Annotated in this window: 15 protein-coding genes; 11 read left to right on the forward strand and 4 right to left on the reverse strand. The window is 43.8% G+C overall.

What is annotated here, in order from left to right:
- The first annotated feature begins 54 nt into the window (after window positions 1–54).
- From trmL to yhbH, 9 genes are all read left to right on the forward strand, one after another.
- The gene (gene trmL, locus FED51_RS05820) at window positions 55–528 is read left to right on the forward strand and encodes a tRNA (uridine(34)/cytosine(34)/5-carboxymethylaminomethyluridine(34)-2'-O)-methyltransferase TrmL (RefSeq protein WP_053431779.1); all 474 of its coding nucleotides are present in this window, start codon (window positions 55–57) and stop codon (window positions 526–528) included.
- Between the two features lie 434 nt (window positions 529–962).
- On the forward strand, window positions 963–1,916 hold the full coding sequence (locus FED51_RS05825; RefSeq protein WP_138090332.1) for an ABC transporter permease: 954 nt from the start codon (window positions 963–965) through the stop codon (window positions 1,914–1,916).
- The gene (locus FED51_RS05830; protein WP_010897196.1) at window positions 1,906–2,853 is read left to right on the forward strand and encodes an iron chelate uptake ABC transporter family permease subunit; all 948 of its coding nucleotides are present in this window, start codon (window positions 1,906–1,908) and stop codon (window positions 2,851–2,853) included. Before FED51_RS05825 ends, FED51_RS05830 begins: the two co-directional genes overlap by 11 nt.
- Complete coding sequence (locus tag FED51_RS05835; protein WP_053431777.1) at window positions 2,847–3,605, forward strand: iron ABC transporter ATP-binding protein; 759 nt, start codon at window positions 2,847–2,849, stop codon at window positions 3,603–3,605. The genes FED51_RS05830 and FED51_RS05835 overlap by 7 nt, the downstream gene beginning before the upstream one ends.
- A 31-nt stretch (window positions 3,606–3,636) precedes the next feature.
- Window positions 3,637–4,626: a siderophore ABC transporter substrate-binding protein gene (locus FED51_RS05840; protein WP_083445592.1), complete on the forward strand. Its 990-nt coding sequence runs from the start codon at window positions 3,637–3,639 to the stop codon at window positions 4,624–4,626.
- Window positions 4,627–4,784: 158 nt separating this feature from the next.
- Window positions 4,785–6,680, forward strand: coding sequence for a PrkA family serine protein kinase (locus tag FED51_RS05845; protein ID WP_010897199.1), 1,896 nt, complete (start codon window positions 4,785–4,787; stop codon window positions 6,678–6,680).
- Between the two features lie 198 nt (window positions 6,681–6,878).
- Window positions 6,879–7,412, forward strand: coding sequence for a signal peptidase I (gene lepB, locus FED51_RS05850; RefSeq protein ID WP_041820349.1), 534 nt, complete (start codon window positions 6,879–6,881; stop codon window positions 7,410–7,412).
- 88 nt (window positions 7,413–7,500) lie between these two features.
- Complete coding sequence (locus FED51_RS21040) at window positions 7,501–7,656, forward strand: hypothetical protein (RefSeq protein WP_175414307.1); 156 nt, start codon at window positions 7,501–7,503, stop codon at window positions 7,654–7,656.
- Between the two features lie 537 nt (window positions 7,657–8,193).
- Window positions 8,194–9,360, forward strand: coding sequence for a sporulation protein YhbH (gene yhbH / locus FED51_RS05855; protein ID WP_010897201.1), 1,167 nt, complete (start codon window positions 8,194–8,196; stop codon window positions 9,358–9,360).
- 236 nt (window positions 9,361–9,596) lie between these two features.
- Here yhbH and FED51_RS05860 read toward each other — a convergent pair whose 3' ends face one another.
- The 4 genes from FED51_RS05860 to yunB all read right to left on the reverse strand — a co-directional run bounded on the left by FED51_RS05860 (window position 9,597) and on the right by yunB (window position 13,577).
- On the reverse strand, window positions 9,597–10,475 hold the full coding sequence (locus FED51_RS05860; protein ID WP_053431711.1) for a metal-dependent hydrolase: 879 nt from the start codon (window positions 10,473–10,475) through the stop codon (window positions 9,597–9,599).
- Between the two features lie 213 nt (window positions 10,476–10,688).
- Entirely contained in the window at window positions 10,689–11,282 is a 594-nt protein-coding gene (locus tag FED51_RS05865; protein ID WP_010897204.1) for a ferritin family protein, read from the reverse strand.
- An 86-nt stretch (window positions 11,283–11,368) separates the two neighbouring features.
- Window positions 11,369–12,673: an aminotransferase family protein gene (locus FED51_RS05870; RefSeq protein WP_053431710.1), complete on the reverse strand. Its 1,305-nt coding sequence runs from the start codon at window positions 12,671–12,673 to the stop codon at window positions 11,369–11,371.
- A 127-nt stretch (window positions 12,674–12,800) separates the two neighbouring features.
- Window positions 12,801–13,577 carry a sporulation protein YunB gene (gene yunB, locus FED51_RS05875; RefSeq protein ID WP_010897206.1) on the reverse strand — a complete coding sequence of 259 codons (777 nt, stop codon included), beginning with the start codon at window positions 13,575–13,577 and terminating at the stop codon, window positions 12,801–12,803.
- A gap of 374 nt (window positions 13,578–13,951) precedes the next feature.
- Here yunB and FED51_RS05880 point away from each other — a divergent pair, with 374 nt between their 5' ends.
- Together FED51_RS05880 and fhuB are read left to right on the forward strand one after the other, a co-directional pair.
- Window positions 13,952–14,977: an ABC transporter substrate-binding protein gene (locus FED51_RS05880; protein ID WP_053431709.1), complete on the forward strand. Its 1,026-nt coding sequence runs from the start codon at window positions 13,952–13,954 to the stop codon at window positions 14,975–14,977.
- Between the two features lie 2 nt (window positions 14,978–14,979).
- Window positions 14,980–16,959: a Fe(3+)-hydroxamate ABC transporter permease FhuB gene (gene fhuB, locus FED51_RS05885; protein ID WP_053431708.1), complete on the forward strand. Its 1,980-nt coding sequence runs from the start codon at window positions 14,980–14,982 to the stop codon at window positions 16,957–16,959.
- Window positions 16,960–16,983 lie beyond the last annotated feature (24 nt).

Below are 16,983 nucleotides of genomic sequence, written 5' to 3' on the forward strand. Positions count from 1 at the left end.
GGGTGAAACTAGTGATATAATAAGGTCCGAAGTTTAAAAAAAGAGGTGCAAATCGTGGGGTTACATATCGTTCTATATCAACCAGAAATTCCAGCCAATACGGGGAATATTGCTCGGACATGTGCTGGAACAAATACAGAATTACATCTAATTCGCCCGCTCGGTTTTTCAACGGATGATCGCATGTTAAAGCGCGCAGGCTGCGACTATTGGCCTAATGTAAACATTCATTACTATGATTCGGTTGATGAGTTGTTTGCTACGTTTCCCGATGGTGAGTTTTATTTTATTGAGACTGTTGGCTCAAAAAACTATGCTGATTTTGATTATAGTGATGGTTCAAAGGATCACTTATTTGTTTTCGGAAGAGAAACGACTGGATTGCCGAATGAGCTAATCGAACAACATCTGGACCGTTGTTTCCGCATTCCACAAACAGATAAAGTCCGTTCATTGAATTTATCCAATACGGCAGCGATTGTCATTTATGAGGCGATTCGCCAACAAGGTTTTGCCGGATTAACTTAAGCATACAAAAATCCCCCCCTGCTGCTACAGGGGGGGATTTTTCTTAGTTTTTATGAGGATTGTCTTCATATCCTGCTGTGAAAATCGAAACAAGAAATGCAAGACAAACGCCAAGAATCAGAATCGTATTCATTGTCGTCCTCCTTTAGCCATCCTTCGCTACATTTTATTATAACGGAAAACCGTCCACAAGGGAAACGTTGATCTGAAATTCAAAGGACATGTATTAGACATTATGAGAAAGTTTACAGGATTGTCACATTTTTTCCGAACTAGAGGATCTCTTCATGTCTAGTCCAAAAGACTGTCGTGGCACGACTCGCTTCCAAAGGATACTTGAAATGCATGTTTGTTGACAAAATAAATGAAAATGCTTATCATTTTCACTGATAATGATTATCACTTTTAGGTGTTTCAGTTGGAAGGAAGATGTCATGAAGAAACGTTATCTCTTGCCTGTATTACTTCTTTCCTCCATCTGTTCGTTGTTTATCGGTGTGAGTGAAGTCACGCTTTCAGGCCTGCTACGAATGGATGAGGGGCAATGGCAAATTCTTTTCACAAGCAGACTACCACGGTTGATGAGCATTTTAATTGCCGGCATCGGCATGAGCGTTTGCGGTTTGATCATGCAGCAGCTTACACGTAATCGGTTTGTTTCACCAACAACAGCGGGAACGCTTGATTCTGGTCGCCTAGGCATCTTAGTTTCGATGATCCTGTTTACTTCAGCAGGACCGATCGAGAAAATTTTTGTCGCTTTTTTATTTGCCTTAGCTGGGACGTTCATTTTTATGATGTTACTTGAGCGAATTAAGTTTAAGGATCCGATTTTTATTCCCCTCGTGGGACTCATGTTTGGAAGCATCATTAGCTCAATCACGACTTTCTTTGCATATCGCTATGATCTAATACAGAACATGTCAGCATGGCTGCAAGGAAATTTCGCCTTAATGATCAAGGGACAATATGAACTGTTATACATAAGTATCCCCGTACTCATTCTAGCTTATGTGTTTGCCAATCGTTTCACTGTGGCAGGAATGGGAGAAGAGTTCGCTGTCAACTTAGGCTTAAAATATAAGCAAGTAGTGAATCTCGGTCTGGTCATTGTAGCTTTAGTTACATCTGTCGTCGTGTTGACTGTAGGAATGATTCCCTTTCTCGGGTTAATCATTCCAAATATTGTATCGATCTACAAAGGGGATAATTTGCGAAAAAATCTTCCATATACCGCCCTGTTAGGCGCATTGTTTGTTCTTTTGTGCGATATTATCGGTCGGGTCATTATTTATCCTTATGAAATAGCGATTGGGCTGACGGTTGGTGTGGTCGGAAGTGCGATTTTCCTATACATGCTGTTAAGGAGACATAAATATGGGTTTTAAAGCAAAAATCATTTCCTTAACAGTCCTGAATATTGTGTTGATTGGACTCTTTTTAACGATTGATGTGAAAAACTGGGAGTATGCGTTGCCGAGAAGAGGCGCTTCTGTTGCAGCAATTGCCGTTACTGGAGCTGCTATTGCTTTCTCTACTGTTGTGTTCCAAACGATTACGAATAACCGAATTTTAACGCCGAGCATTATCGGCTTAGATTCGTTGTACATGCTAATTCAAACGTTCATCATCTTCGTGTTCGGGTCTACAAGTTTTTTGGTCATCGATCGAAATGTTAACTTTTTATTGTCGGTCGGGATGATGATCTTATTTGCGGGCTTGTTCTACAAGCTGCTGTTTCGCAGAGAAGGGCAACACTTATTTTTACTTTTGCTCATTGGCTTAGTGCTCGGAACGTTGTTTTCCAGCCTGTCCACCTTCATGCAAGTACTCATTGATCCGAATGAGTTTCAAACCGTGCAAAACCGAATGTTTGCCAGCTTTAATAACATCAATACGGATCTGCTTTACTTAGCCATTGCTTTATTTATTGGAATCACGATTTATTGTTACAAATATTTCAAGTTTTTAGATGTACTTTCGCTAGGGAGAGAGCATGCGGTTAATTTAGGAATTCCGTATGATTCGGTGATCAAACGATTGTTGATCGTTGTTGCCATTTTCATTTCGATTGCAACAGCACTCGTTGGTCCGATTACATTCCTTGGATTGCTCGTTGCCAATGTGGCGTACGAGTTTATGCGGACATACAAGCATCGTGAGATCATCATCGGTGCGATCTTAATCAGCACGATCGCTCTCATTGGCGGGCAGCTGGTTGTCCAGCACGTCTTTACATTTTCAACGCCTCTTAGCGTCATCATTAATTTTATTGGCGGTGTGTATTTCCTCTATCTTTTATTAAAGGAGAATAAAAAATGGTAGACATTCAACAAGTGACAAAGCAATATGGAGAAAAATTAGTGATAGACGATGTGTCTGTTTGCATCCCTCAAGGAAAAATTACGTCCTTCATCGGACCGAATGGGGCAGGCAAAAGTACGTTGCTTTCCATGGTTAGTCGCTTGTTAAAAAAGGATGCAGGTCAGATTCTAATCGACCAGCATGAAGTAACCCAGTACGATAGCCGAGAGTTGGCGAAAAAGCTATCCATTTTAAAACAGGCCAATACGATTAACATTCGCTTAACTGTGAAGGATCTCGTTTCGTTTGGACGCTTCCCGTATTCTCAAGGGGCCTTGACGAAAGAAGACCATCGTCTAATTGATGAAGCGATCCGTTACATGGACCTTACTGACTTAGAAGATCGCTATTTAGATCAGCTCAGTGGTGGGCAAAAGCAACGGGCGTTTATCGCGATGGTGATTGCCCAAGATACGGACTATGTCCTTTTGGATGAACCATTAAACAACCTTGATATGAAGCACTCCGTTCAAATTATGAAAGTGCTCAGACAAATGGTCGAGGAATTAGGGAAAACAGTCGTTATTGTTTTACATGACATTAACTTTGCTTCCTGTTATTCAGATTATATTGTCGCATTGAAAAATGGAAAAGTTGTGCGACAAGGCCCAAAAAACGAGATTATTGACCGTGAAGCTCTTCGGGACATTTACGATATGGACATGGAGGTTAATTGTATTAACGATCAAAAAATTTGCGTGTACTTCACGTAAAAATATAGACATAAAAAAGGAGTTGGGGAACGTGAGAAAAAAACCGTTCTATATGGCAATTGTAGTAGGGATCGTGTCACTATTAATGGTAGCATGCGGAGCTGATGATACCGCAGAGCCAGCTGATGCTGAGCAAGAGGAAGCCGCTCAAGACACAGTAGAAGAGGAAACGGTAGAAACAGAAGCAGGCGGTGAGGTAACCGTTCAACATGACCTTGGGGAGGCAGTCATACCAAAAAATCCTGAAACCGTTGTTGTGTTTGACTTTGGGACATTAGATTCTCTTGACCGTTTAGGTGTCGAAGTAGCGGGAGTCCCACAAGCCAACGTGCCAGCATACTTATCTCAGTATGAAGAGGAAACGTATGCCAACGTAGGGACGCTATTTGAACCAGATTTTGAAACGATCTATGATCTTCAACCTGATTTAATTATCATTTCTGGGCGGACATCAGAAGCGTACGACGAGTTAAGTGACATTGCCCCAACTTTATTCGTTGGCCTTGACACAGAAAACTATCTTGAATCATTCCGTTCCAACATGGAAACCTTAGGTGAAATCTTCGGTAAAGAAACTGAAGTGGAAGAAGCGTTGGCGAATCTAGAGGCTAGTATTGAGGAAGTACAGCAATTAGCAGCAGAGAAAGAAGAAACAGGGTTAATTGTGCTAGCGAATGATGGGAACGTGAGCGCTTACGGTCCAGGTTCACGCTTTGGTGTCCTCCATGATGAGTTTGGTGTGACCCCAGTAGATGAAAACATTGAAGTGTCCAACCATGGACAAAGCATCTCCTTTGAGTATATTGTAGAGAAAAACCCAGATCATCTATTCGTGATCGATCGTGGAGCTGTCGTACAAGAAGGAGAAGAGACCAATATTGAAAATGAACTAGTCCAGCAAACAACGGCATATGAAGAAGGAAATATTCATTATTTAACCCCTGACTACTGGTATATTTCGGGCGGCGGACTCGTATCCGTTGAACAGATGATTGACGAAATGAAAGCCGCTTTACAGTAAACTAAAGAAATCGAAAGGTGCACGGCGATTCCGTGCGCCTTTTTTCAATTGATAAGGCTTCTATAAAAGGTGGGGAATTCGAAATTAGGGTGAATCAACAACCTTTTACGTGCATAGATTGAATTAATCGCTCTTGACCACGGATGGAGGTTGACCTGATGGATATTTTAAAAAAAGTCGAACAGTACAGAGAAGAGGAAGAACGACTTAAGTGGGAAGGGACGTTTGCGGATTATTTGGCTCTGTTGAAGGAGAAACCATGGGTTGCACAAACGGCGCATGCCCGCGTGTATAACATGATTAAAGATGCTGGTTTCGAGGAGAAAGATGGTCGAAAAACATATAGCTTTTTTAGCGATCAAATTTTTGGCTTAGAAGATTCGATTGAGAAATTAGTAGAAGAATATTTTCATTCCGCGGCTAAACGGTTGGATGTACGTAAGCGGATTTTACTGTTAATGGGTCCAGTCAGTGGGGGAAAATCGACGATTGTGACAATGCTCAAGCGAGGCCTGGAAAACTATTCTCGAACCGAACGGGGAGCGGTGTATGCGATTAAAGGCTGCCCGATGCATGAGGACCCTCTCCATTTAATTCCTCAGCATTTACGCCGTGATTTCTATGAAGAATACGGAATACGTATTGAAGGGAATTTATCACCGTTGAACATGATGCGTCTGCAAGAAGAGTATGGTGGACGAATTGAAGATGTGATCGTGGAGCGGATCTTTTTCTCGGAGGATAAGCGCTGCGGGATCGGTACGTTCAGTCCGTCTGATCCGAAATCTCAAGACATTGCTGACTTAACGGGTAGCATTGACTTTTCAACGATTGCCGAATATGGCTCAGAATCGGATCCGCGAGCATATCGATTTGACGGAGAGTTAAATAAAGCCAATCGTGGCTTAATGGAATTTCAGGAGATGTTAAAGTGCGATGAGAAATTTCTCTGGCATCTACTTTCCCTAACGCAGGAGGGGAATTTTAAAGCGGGAAGGTTTGCACTCATTAGCGCGGATGAAATGATCGTCGCCCACACGAATGAATCGGAATACCGTTCGTTTATTGCCAACAAAAAGAATGAGGCGCTCCATTCGCGGATCATCGTCATGAAAATTCCGTACAATTTGCGCGTGTCAGAAGAAGAACGAATTTACGAGAAAATGATTGAGGATAGCGATCTGTCTAATGTTCATATTGCGCCTCATGCGTTAAAAGTGGCGGCGATTTTTACGATTTTAACGAGACTGAAGGAGCCGAAGAAGCAAGGCGTTGATCTTCTAAAGAAAATGCGACTGTATGACGGAGAAGCGGTTGAAGGCTACAATGTGCAAGATGTGGAGGAGTTACGCAAAGAATATGAAGATGAAGGCATGAGCGGCATTGACCCCCGTTATGTGATCAACCGAATTTCATCTGCGATTATTCGTAAGCAGCTAACGTCAATTAGCGCACTCGATGTTCTACGTTCCATCAAGGAAGGGTTAGATCAGCACGCATCGATCTCAAAAGAAGACAAAGAACGCTACATGGACTTTATCGCCATCGCGCGGCGTGAGTACGACGACATTGCGAAGAAAGAAGTACAAAAAGCGTTCGTTTATTCGTATGAAGAATCAGCGAAAACGTTGATGGATAACTATCTCGATAATGTGGAGGCATACTGCAATAAATCAAAGCTCCGCGATCCGCTTACTGGAGAGGAAATGCAGCCTGATGAAAAATTAATGCGCTCCATTGAGGAGCAGATCGGTATTTCCGAAAATGCGAAAAAAGCCTTTCGTGAAGAAATTCTTATTCGAATTTCGGCATATGCACGAAAAGGGAAGAAATTTGATTACAACTCACATGAACGGCTTCGTGAAGCCATCCAGAAAAAATTATTCGCTGACTTGAAAGATATTGTTAAGATTACAACGTCCGCAAAAACACCAGATGAGTCACAGCTAAAGAAAATCAATGAAGTCATTGCTCGTTTAATCGATGAACATGGGTACAATTCCGTGTCTGCTAATGAGTTGCTTCGCTATGTCGGCAGCCTGCTCAACCGTTAAAATTTCTTAGGTCCCTCAAATAGGGGCCTCTTTTTGTTTGTTAAAAAGCAAACATGTTAGGTTCCATAAGCACGACGTTACCAGTGAAGGTTCACTTATCCGACAAAAGGACTTAATTAAGAGATTCAGAAAAAAGAAGATTGTGTCTTCACCCTAAGAGTGGTAAATTAAAGGAAAAGACATGTGGAGGCACTGCTTGTGGATACAAAGAAAAGTGATATAAATGAATGGATAAAAGCCATCTTGATTGCTTTGCTACTTGCGGTTTTGATTCGTTCATTTGTGTTTGTAAGCTATGAGGTACGTGGGGAATCGATGGAACCAACAGCCTATGAAGGCGAAATGTTTATAGTGAATAAACTTAGCTATGAGTTTTCTGAACCGAAACGGTTTGATTTAATTGTCTTTCATGCAACGGAAACAGATGATTACATAAAGCGGATCATTGGTTTACCAGGGGACACAATTCGAATGGAAGATGACATTCTCTACATTAATGATGAGCCTTACGAGGAACCATACTTAGACGAATGGAAAGAAGGACGACCTGGAAAATACACGCAAGATTTTGTTGTGGAAGAACCCATTCCAGATGGATATGTGTTTGTTCTCGGGGATAACCGTCCAAGAAGCTCAGACAGTCGCGCCTTTGGCCCTGTCCCGTTAGAAGAAATCGTCGGGAAAGTAGGAGTGCGTTTCTGGCCTGTGACAAAAGTAGGCGTTTTAAATTAGTACGATACGCGAAACCTTCAGCGACTGCTGGAGGTTTTTTATACTCTAAGAAAGGGATATAAATCACGACTAGAGCAAGCGAAAACTAGTGTTACAAAAGTGGCGGCCAATATTATATTTTGGCAAAACGGTTCGTGCCGATGGTGGTACCATTAAGCTTCATGATGTAGCTATGCTAGCAGCTTTACCGAAAGGATCGGAAATCTATTCCCTTAAAAATATGGAGGCGGCCATAGAACGGTAGCCATTCGTTTTAAGTCGAATGAAGGAATATGGCAGAAATAGAGGAGCAAGAGGCGATCTCTAATGATGTGAACGCCAATCATAACAGGGGACAGAAATAACGTTTAAAATGTTGCGACCGCCTGTTGACGTGTATGTCGAAAGTGAGCGAGGGTACCTAGTTTACATTTGGCCCTTTTGAATCGATTTAATCATATTCCACTATTGGATAGGGATTTCAATCATGGGAGAGAGGCAACTTCCTAAAGAAGCAATGAGTAAAAAAAGCTAGTGAATTGGCAAATTGGCATGGACGTGTGTGTAGAAAGCCTTGACAAAATCAAGGCCTTCTTTTTTAAAAAAAAGAATAACACTGCTGCTACGGGATTTGTCAGAATTTATAAGCAACTCTTCCCTTTCTTTGCATAGGATAAAGTAAGTCACGTTCCGAAAAACGATGAGCGTGACCCACATTAGCATATGACGGTGAATCAGATTTGGTGATTTGTCCACAAAATAAAATGTCAATACCATCAAAATTGAAGGAGGGGTTGGACGCGTGAAGAAAGGGAGTCGACATAATTTCGTGGTTTCACAGGAAAATTGGACCCTCCATCGAAAAGGTTATCAAGACCAACGCCGCCATCAGGAGAAAGTAAAGGAAGCGATACGGAAAAATCTACCCGACCTTGTGAGCGAAGAAAACATCATCATGTCAAATGGGCGCGAAGTCATTAAAATCCCGATCCGCTCATTGGATGAATATAAAATTCGCTACAATTATGATAAGAATAAGCACGTCGGTCAAGGGGATGGAGACAGCCAAGTCGGGGACGTGATTGCCCGTGATCCAAGTGCTGGACAGCAAGGACCGGGCAAAGGCCAAGGAGCAGGTGATCAGCCTGGAGAAGACTATTTTGAAGCAGAAGTGTCGATTCTAGAATTGGAGGAATTGTTGTTTCGCGAGCTGGAGCTGCCGAACTTGCAGCAAAAAGAAGAGGATCATCTCGTCGTCGAACATATCGAGTTCAACGATATTCGCAAAAAAGGCTTGATGGGCAATATCGATAAACGGCGAACGATTCTATCTGCAATCAAGCGAAATGCATTAGAGGGAAGACCTGGACTTATACCAATTTACAATGATGACCTAAGATTTAAAACATGGAACGAAGTGGTCCGCCCAGAGTCAAAGGCCGTTGTCCTCGCGATGATGGATACATCAGGGAGCATGGGGCGTTGGGAAAAATATATGGCTCGCAGTTTCTTTTTTTGGATGACGCGCTTTTTGCGTACGAAATATGAAACGGTAGACATTGAATTCATCGCCCACCATACTGAAGCAAAAGTCGTATCGGAAGAAGACTTTTTCTCAAAAGGGGAGAGCGGTGGGACGATTTGTTCATCCGCTTATCGGAAAGCACTCGAGCTCATCAATGAAAAATATGATCCTGCTCGCTACAACATTTATCCGTTCCACTTCTCAGATGGTGACAATTTAACGTCTGACAACGCTCGCTGCCTTAAGCTTGTGCATGAGCTAATGGAATCGTCCAGCATGTTTGGCTACGGTGAAGTCAATCAGTACTCCCGTCACAGCACCTTAATGAATGCTTATAAAAATCTAAAAGACCCTCGATTCCGCTCGTACGTGCTAAAAGAAAAAGGAGACGTGTACCGAGCGATGAAAACCTTCTTTAAAAAAGAGGAAGAAGCGGTATCGTAAAGAAGAGACCCATAGGGCAAAATATGCCCTATGGGTTTTTTCGTTTCGAAAGGAGGTTATGATTTGAAAGATCCCAAACGAATGACAGTGATGATCATCCATCCGTGACGCCATAAAAGAAAAGTGTGATAACAAGGCAACAAAAAAAGCGACTGTGATTAACTCCACGTGTCAGCACGGGGAGTTAAAGGAGTAAGGTTTTCATTGGTTTGAATCCCCCCTTACTTTGAAAACGCCTAGTCATTCTCACCAACGAGAACTTCGGTTTCAAGGATCGAGGTGCCACGATTGTAAAATCGCGGATCGAAAATGACGGCATGATGTTCGTTCTCATCTAACGTAATTCCATAAAAAGGAGCAAACCAGGCGATCGTTTCTGCATAAGGGTCTTCCAGGACCTTTTCCACAATCAACGGATCATCAACAGTCTCGATGATCGTTTTTTCTCCTTCACTCCATAAGCTTTTAGAATAAATTTCGATCACGTTTCCATTCTTGCCGAACACCGTGAATTGAGTTGGAATAAAGCTAGCAGAGACTACCGTTTCCTCATACTGTTCGGAGACTTGTTGTTTGATCCATAGATTCTGCATTCCTTGGGAGCCAACATACATGAAGATGGCAATCCAAACGATGCGAAACGCCTTTTTCGTTCCTAGTTTTTTACGTAGAATAAAACCAGTAATGAAGAATAGAAGAATGGGAAGATCGACAATCGGTAAAAAGCCTAACGAATAACGAGAGTCAACAAACGGTTCAAGCAACCCTGTCCCCCATGTGGTTAGCCAATCGGCTCCTAAATGGGAGAGCACCGAAAAAAGTGAAAGGAAATAAATCCATTTCCATGAAAGTTCTTTTCGTTTTTTAAAGGCAACAAGATAGATGATCCCAACAGCTAAGGCGGCCATCAGTGGGGAAATCAAAAGTGAATGAGTAAGCCCACGGTGAATGCGCAAATACGCCTCACCATCGTTAAAGAGTAACCCGTCAATGTCTGGAATTTCAGCGGCGACAATGCTTGCCAAAGCATACCACTTTTTATGTGTTTCCATGAAGGGCTTTTTGAAGGCAGCATATACACCATATCCTAGTAATCCATGGGTAACCGTATCCATAATAATAGACTCCTAGATTTTAATCGTTATGTCTATTATCTGTCTTTCGTTTTCCGATGGCAAATGGAATGATCTTTTAAAAGCTGGAAAAACCGAATCCTCATAGCTATAGGGAGTGGACGCACGAATAGCGCACTACCCCGCCTAAAAGCATATAAGAATTCTGCGCCGGTTATTTAGGAGAAATAAATTAAAATGACCTCAGGCTCATCTTTAGAGCTTTGAGGTCAGGCGCTTCGTTAAAAAATAGAGAAACCACACCGCATGGTTTTGTTCATCTTTGGCGGCCCGTTGAAATGCTTCACGAATTTGTAAATTAGGGGCATGATCGGCCACTTCTAAATAAAAATCAACGGTCTTTTGCTCTTCTTCAACAGCAAACGCTAATGCTTTTTCGTAGTTGTGTGAGATTTTTTGATCGGTGGTCGGTTCATGCTGTTTTTCGGTTATTTGTTGATAGAGTGCTGAAAAAGTCCGTAAGTGTCGCTGTTCATCCGTTATGATTTCCTCTATTTGCTGCTGCTCTTTTTTCGTTGGGGCGTGTTGCGCCATTTGCTGATAGCATTGAATGGCACGGTGTTCTCCATCAATAGCAGTCATTAAATCTCGCATGATGGTGCGAGTACGATCCTGGGGAGTCTCTGGTGTACGTAGTGGTCTCGTTAAGTAAGGAACAAGCGACGTCTGATACGGGCTAGAGTATGGTCCAGTGTACAATGGCGGTAACTGAAAATAAGGAGGTGCCTGCTGCTGAACAGGAGGCTGGTACCACGGAGTGCCCCCTAATTGCCAGTATGGATAATACAAGAAACCCCTCCTTTGCTCTCCGATAGTGTTATCGCATTTGTTAAAGTGTATGATTGAACAACTTGTCACTATACATGATCACGGAATCATGAGACGACAGCCTGCACGGAGGACTCGAGAATGGATAGCAATTGATTCAGTTCTTCTTCATTGATGATTAGAGGTGGGGCACAGACGAGCACGTCTTGTTGATCAAAGGTAACGGCGCGCAAAATCAGACCACGCTGATCAGCCGCTTGCACAACCTTTGGTGCGAGGGGTTCGTTTTTTCCGTTATGAGAAAACGCGAGTGCGGCCATCAATCCTCTACCTCGAGCGTCATGAATCTCGGAATATTGCTCTTGAATGGTACGGAAGCCGAGAAGCAGCTTTTCCCCCATGGTTGCTGCATGGTCGATCAAGTTCTCTTCCTCGATTATCTGAATGTTCTTAAGGGCAACAGCACAAGACGTTGGATGGCCGCTATACGTATAGCCATGTAAAAGCGTACCGTGGGAATGTACCGTTAGCTGTTCGTGCAATGATTTTGACAGCATCACACCACCGAGCGGTGCATATCCGCTCGTAATCCCTTTGGCGATGCACATCATATCAGGGCTAATGTTGGCATGATCGCAACCAAAATAGGCTCCCGTTCGTCCGAAGCCGGTAATGACTTCATCTGCAATGAACAGCAGTTCGTATTCATCGCAAATGCTACGAATGTCACACAAGTACGAATCGGGCGCCACATGAACACCGCCCGCTCCTTGAATCGGTTCACAAACAAAGGCCGCGATCGTCTCAGGTCCCTCTCGATCAATCATTGCTCGCAACGCTTCTATTGACATATGGTCGACATGTAGGAAGTCCGGAGCAAGCGAGGGAGCAAAATCGCGAAACGGTTTCAACCCGGTAGCGCTCGTGGCTCCCATGGCGACCCCGTGATAGGACTTCATGCGGGCAATGATTTTTCTTTTTTTCGGCTGGTCTTTTACTTTCCAATAGTGTCTAGCTAACTTGAACGCCGTATCGTTTGCTTCTGATCCGCCCGACGTAAAAAAGGTGGCGCGCAAGGAAGGAGGCGACACGCGAGCCAGCTTTGCTGCTAATTCAATTGCAGGCTTATTGCTAAAGGTGGCAAAGCAGGATGAGAACGCGAGCGTGTCCATTTGTTTTTTAGCGACCTCTCCAAGTTCTCTCCGTCCGTGCCCTACATTGACGTTCCATAATGATGACATGCCATCAAGGTATGCTTTTCCATCATGGTCATACAAGTAAACACCTTTCCCACGTACAAAAATATGGGCAGGCCCGTGCTGCTGCTGTTGTTGCATGGAAGAGGTGGGATGGATAAAGTGCTGTTGATCAAGCCCAATGAGGTTACGAGAAGTTTCATCGTTTTTCTTCATTTGTATCACCGCCTTTATGTTCACAATATGCGAAACAAGAATGATTCATTAGAAAAACTTGGCTTGTTTCCAGACTCTTACCCGAAATGTACATAGCCCTTCTCGCTTAGGAGAAGAGCTATTTCAGTTATTCACTTTCTTCTTCACCTGTTTCAGAGCTTGGTGGGACAGCTGGTAACACCATTCCGCCCCCTTCGGAATAGATTTCAGGAACCTCTCCTTGAATGTTCAAAATGCCAATTGGTACCGTCGTTTCGTAGGCTTCGGTTGCGGTCGCAAAAGGGATGACGATTTGCGCATCAACCATGACATCAAAGCTAACAGCGAGGGTCGTATTGTTGATCCCCGTATCGATGACTTCTAAATTGAGGTCGGTGCTTATTTCCCCGATCGTTGAGAAGCGAACAGGCACGTGGGGACCGAAATGGGCTAAAAGGGCATTGTTGGTTGCTTGCCCGAGCGGAATCGTGTACATGATCCCACCATCCGTAATTTTCACATCTTGATCATTTAAGATCGAATGCAAGTTTAAGTCTGTGACAAGTCCTTGTTCAATCGCTTTTAAGTGGTTCTGAACCCTGACCGTTGCTTCGGAAACGAGTCGGTTGTAAATTTGTGTGTTAAACTGCACTTGATTGTCGCCTTTTTCGATGAAAAGCTCATCTTGGTCGAGCTGATCGACAATGTTTCGCGAGACGGCATCATTGATGACGGATGTGGCAATGAGTTTTGTCTCATTAGAAGCAATGCTAATAAGCGTCGGTCTTATCGATTGTTCCACGAGCCAAAAGCCAATCACCGTTAAAAATGTAAAGATTAAAAAGGAAAATAAAAAGACGTAGCGCAATGGAAGGGGCCCGCGCCTTTTTCGGGGTTTTACCCTTTTTAATGGTCTCGGTCTCATGTTGACTCCCCCTTTTGTAAATGTCTATGCACAATTGGGGGAGGGTTTTCCACCTTCACACAAAATTGAACAAAAACATGGAGGCGGTAAGGGGGAAAAGGGAACTTTCTAATCGTGAGAAACGCTCAAGAAGATTAATGACACTTACGATCAATTCTGGGAAAAGGGAACTTTCTAATCGTGAGAAGGACGTTTGATTAAGAAGGAACCATTCTATGTTCATTAAACATGACATTTTTCACCGCAGGTAAAAGAAGAAAATATGAGATTGATTCTCACTTGTTTGTTGAAAATTGTTCTCACTCGTTTTATAATCAGGTAAGTGATAATCATTATCAGGACATTAGAAATATAATAGTTGGAGGAGTACATTGATGAGAAACCGTTGGCTTTTTACATTGGCAATGTCTTTCGTTTTTGTCCTACTAGCTGCATGCGGAGGAAATGAACCAAGCGAAGGTGAAGAACCAGAAGCAGGAGATCAAGAACAAGTCGAAGAGACAGGGGATGAAGGAGCGGAAGCGTCAGGTCCATACTCTGTTGAGGATGTCTTTGGTACGGTCGAATTTGAGGACGTTCCTGAACGAATTGTTGTTCTAGAGTGGACATATGCAGAAGATTTGCTAGCTTTAGGAGTCCAGCCTGTCGGTATGGCTGATATTGAAGGTTTTGAGGCGTGGGTTGATATTGAGGCTGGACTCTCAGACGAGGTCGTGGATGTAGGTACGCGTCAAGAGCCAAATTTAGAAGAAATTGCAGCTCTTGAGCCAGATTTAATCATTACTGCAAAGTTCCGTCACGAAGCGATTAAAGATGAGCTTGACCTAATTGCTCCGACGTTATTCTTTGAACCATATCCAGAGGATGAATCGATTAATCAATACGACGAAATGGTGACAACGTTTGAAACGATTGCAAAGGTCGTACAACGTGAAGATGAAGCTGCAACCGTATTAGCTGAAATGGAGCAAAAATTTGAAGAAGCAAAAGAAGCGATTGCAGAGGCTGATCTTGAATCAAACGAATTCATTTTAGCGATGGCTTACTCTGGTCCACAAGCGCCAGCGATTCGAATTTTTGCGCCAAATGGAATGGCAACGATCATTCTCGAAAACTTAGGGCTTGAAAATGTCCATGAGCCAGATGCGTTTGAAATGTACGGGTATTCTGAAGTAAATGTTGAAGCTCTTCCAGAGTACGAGGATGCTAACTTCATTTACGTTGTGCAGGAAGATGACAATGTGTTTGAGGATCAACTTGCAGATAACCCTGTTTGGACCAATCTGAATTTCGTCCAGGAAGAGCGGACATATTCCCTTGGCGGAGATGCTTGGCTATATGGCGGTCCACTTTCAGCGAAAACACTCGTTGATCGCCTCGTTGATTCCCTTACACAATAGTCATGAGTAGCTTAAAACAACGAAAGCCTACCTTGCTTTTTGCAGGAGGCTTTCTCCTACTTTTACTGTTAAGTGCGATTCATGTGACTCAAGGCCAAGCGAATTTGACGCTTTCCGAAATTGTAACCGACGTCTGGACAGAAGGTCGCGTGCAAGATATCGTCGTCACGCTCAGGCTTCCGAGGGTGTTAATGGGGATTCTCGCCGGTGGTGCACTAGCCGTTGCGGGTGCCATGTTGCAAACGCTAACGAAAAACCCGTTAGCCTCAGCAGGAATTCTCGGCATTAATGCCGGGGCTTACTTGTTTGTCGTGGCAGCGATGATTTTTGTTCCGAACGTTCTTGGACAATTCCCGCTGATCGTTTCATTTATGGGAGCGGCAGTCTCCGCACTGCTCGTCCTAGCTCTCGTTGGTAAGGCGATGGAGCCCGTTCGTGTCGCGTTGACAGGGATGATCGTCACAATGTTATTTTCATCGATTACTGGAAGCTTGCAGCTCATTTATGAAAATGAGACAAACGGGTTATTTCTCTGGGGATCAGGTACCCTCGTTCAGTTAGATTGGACGGGTGTGAAATTTTCCGTTGGCTTCATTTTTGCTGGATGGATTGGAGCGTTGTTACTCGGAAAGTCGATGGATCTTTACGCCCTAGGAGACGATGTCGCTACGTCCCTCGGTCAATCGGTCGCTCGTACGAAGTGGTTAGGCTGGCTCGTGGCGATCTTTCTTGCGGCAGCGACCGTTAGTGTAGTTGGGCCAATTGGCTTTATTGGCTTGATCGCTCCCCATTTAGTGCGAATGATGGGGGTTCGGAATCATATACCTTTGTTTCTCCATTCGTTTTTATGGGGCGCTGTCCTCCTTGTTGGTGCGGACGTACTTGCACGCTGGATTGAGCCAGGGAGAGAGATTCCTGTCGGAGCGATGACAGCGATCATTGGTGGTCCGTGGCTTATGTATCTTGCCTATCGTACGGGAAAAAAGCATTCGCAGCGTCGCAACCGATTAGGTGGTCATGTCGTAGCGACTCCTTATTGGCTCGTTGCTTCGATCATGGTTGGTATTAGCGTGGCCATTTTGGTTGTCTCTCTATCATTCGGTGGAACAAACTTCTTTTCATTGCAAGATTGGCTCGACAAACAGATTTTCTCACCGTTCGTTTGGCAGCTTCGTGTCCCGCGAATCATTACGGCGTTTCTAGTCGGAATGCTTCTTGCTTTGTGTGGTGTCCTCTTGCAAGGGGTGCTCCGTAATCCATTAGCAGATCCGACCGTTCTCGGGATTACTTCGGGAGGGGGAGCAGGGGCGATGATCTTCCTCGTCCTGTTCCCAACTGCTTCGATTCAATTTTTACCGTTTGCTGCGATCATTGGTGCCAGTATTTCCATTGCGATTATTTTGCTCGTCACGTGGCGTTCAAATTGGGAACCCATTTTGTTAGCGCTTATGGGAGTGGCCGTTTCGGCCGTTGGTTCAGCGATCATTCAAATAATGGTCGTCAAAGCCCAATTAGGGGTAGCACCTGCGCTTGCGTGGTTAGCAGGAAGTACGTATGCAAAAAGTTGGACAGATGTTCAACTTGTCACCTTGTTTGCGATAATCGCGATTCCGATCGGCTATCTGTTGTCACGGAAAATGGATTTGCTCGCCTATGGAGATGACGTGGCAACGGGACTCGGACTCGACGTTACGCAGACGCGATTGATTGCGATATTGCTAGGAGTCAGTGCCGGAGCTGCTAGTGTCTCCGTTGTTGGAACCATTGGCTTTATTGGGTTGTTAGCACCACATGCTGTTCGACGGATTGTGGGGGTTGAACATAAAGCCATGATTCCTCTAAGTTTGCTAGTAGGTGGGATCATGCTCGTTGCTGCTGATTTTGTTGGTCGCTTGTTGCTTGCACCTAAGGAAATTCCAGCCGGTCTAGTCGTGGCTGTCCTTGGAACTCCATACATTTTGTATTTATTACGGAAAACTTAAACCATTGAAACATGGAGGATGATC

Source organism: Halalkalibacterium halodurans, from assembly GCF_005671335.1.
GTDB classification, from domain to species: Bacteria; Bacillota; Bacilli; order Bacillales; family Bacillaceae_D; genus Halalkalibacterium; species Halalkalibacterium halodurans.

Bases quoted from the DNA above. Each gene is read 5' to 3' on its own strand.
- FED51_RS05860 (WP_053431711.1), bottom strand. From the start codon at position 10,475: ATGGATACGGTTACCCATGGATTACTAGGATATGGTGTATATGCTGCC.
- FED51_RS05870 (WP_053431710.1), bottom strand. From the start codon at position 12,673: ATGAAGAAAAACGATGAAACTTCTCGTAACCTCATTGGGCTTGATCAA.
- FED51_RS05825 (WP_138090332.1), top strand. From the start codon at position 963: ATGAAGAAACGTTATCTCTTGCCTGTATTACTTCTTTCCTCCATCTGT.
- FED51_RS05845 (WP_010897199.1), top strand. From the start codon at position 4,785: ATGGATATTTTAAAAAAAGTCGAACAGTACAGAGAAGAGGAAGAACGA.
- yunB (WP_010897206.1), bottom strand. From the start codon at position 13,577: ATGAGACCGAGACCATTAAAAAGGGTAAAACCCCGAAAAAGGCGCGGG.
- FED51_RS05880 (WP_053431709.1), top strand. From the start codon at position 13,952: ATGAGAAACCGTTGGCTTTTTACATTGGCAATGTCTTTCGTTTTTGTC.
- FED51_RS05835 (WP_053431777.1), top strand. From the start codon at position 2,847: ATGGTAGACATTCAACAAGTGACAAAGCAATATGGAGAAAAATTAGTG.
- FED51_RS05830 (WP_010897196.1), top strand. From the start codon at position 1,906: ATGGGTTTTAAAGCAAAAATCATTTCCTTAACAGTCCTGAATATTGTG.
- fhuB (WP_053431708.1), top strand. From the start codon at position 14,980: ATGAGTAGCTTAAAACAACGAAAGCCTACCTTGCTTTTTGCAGGAGGC.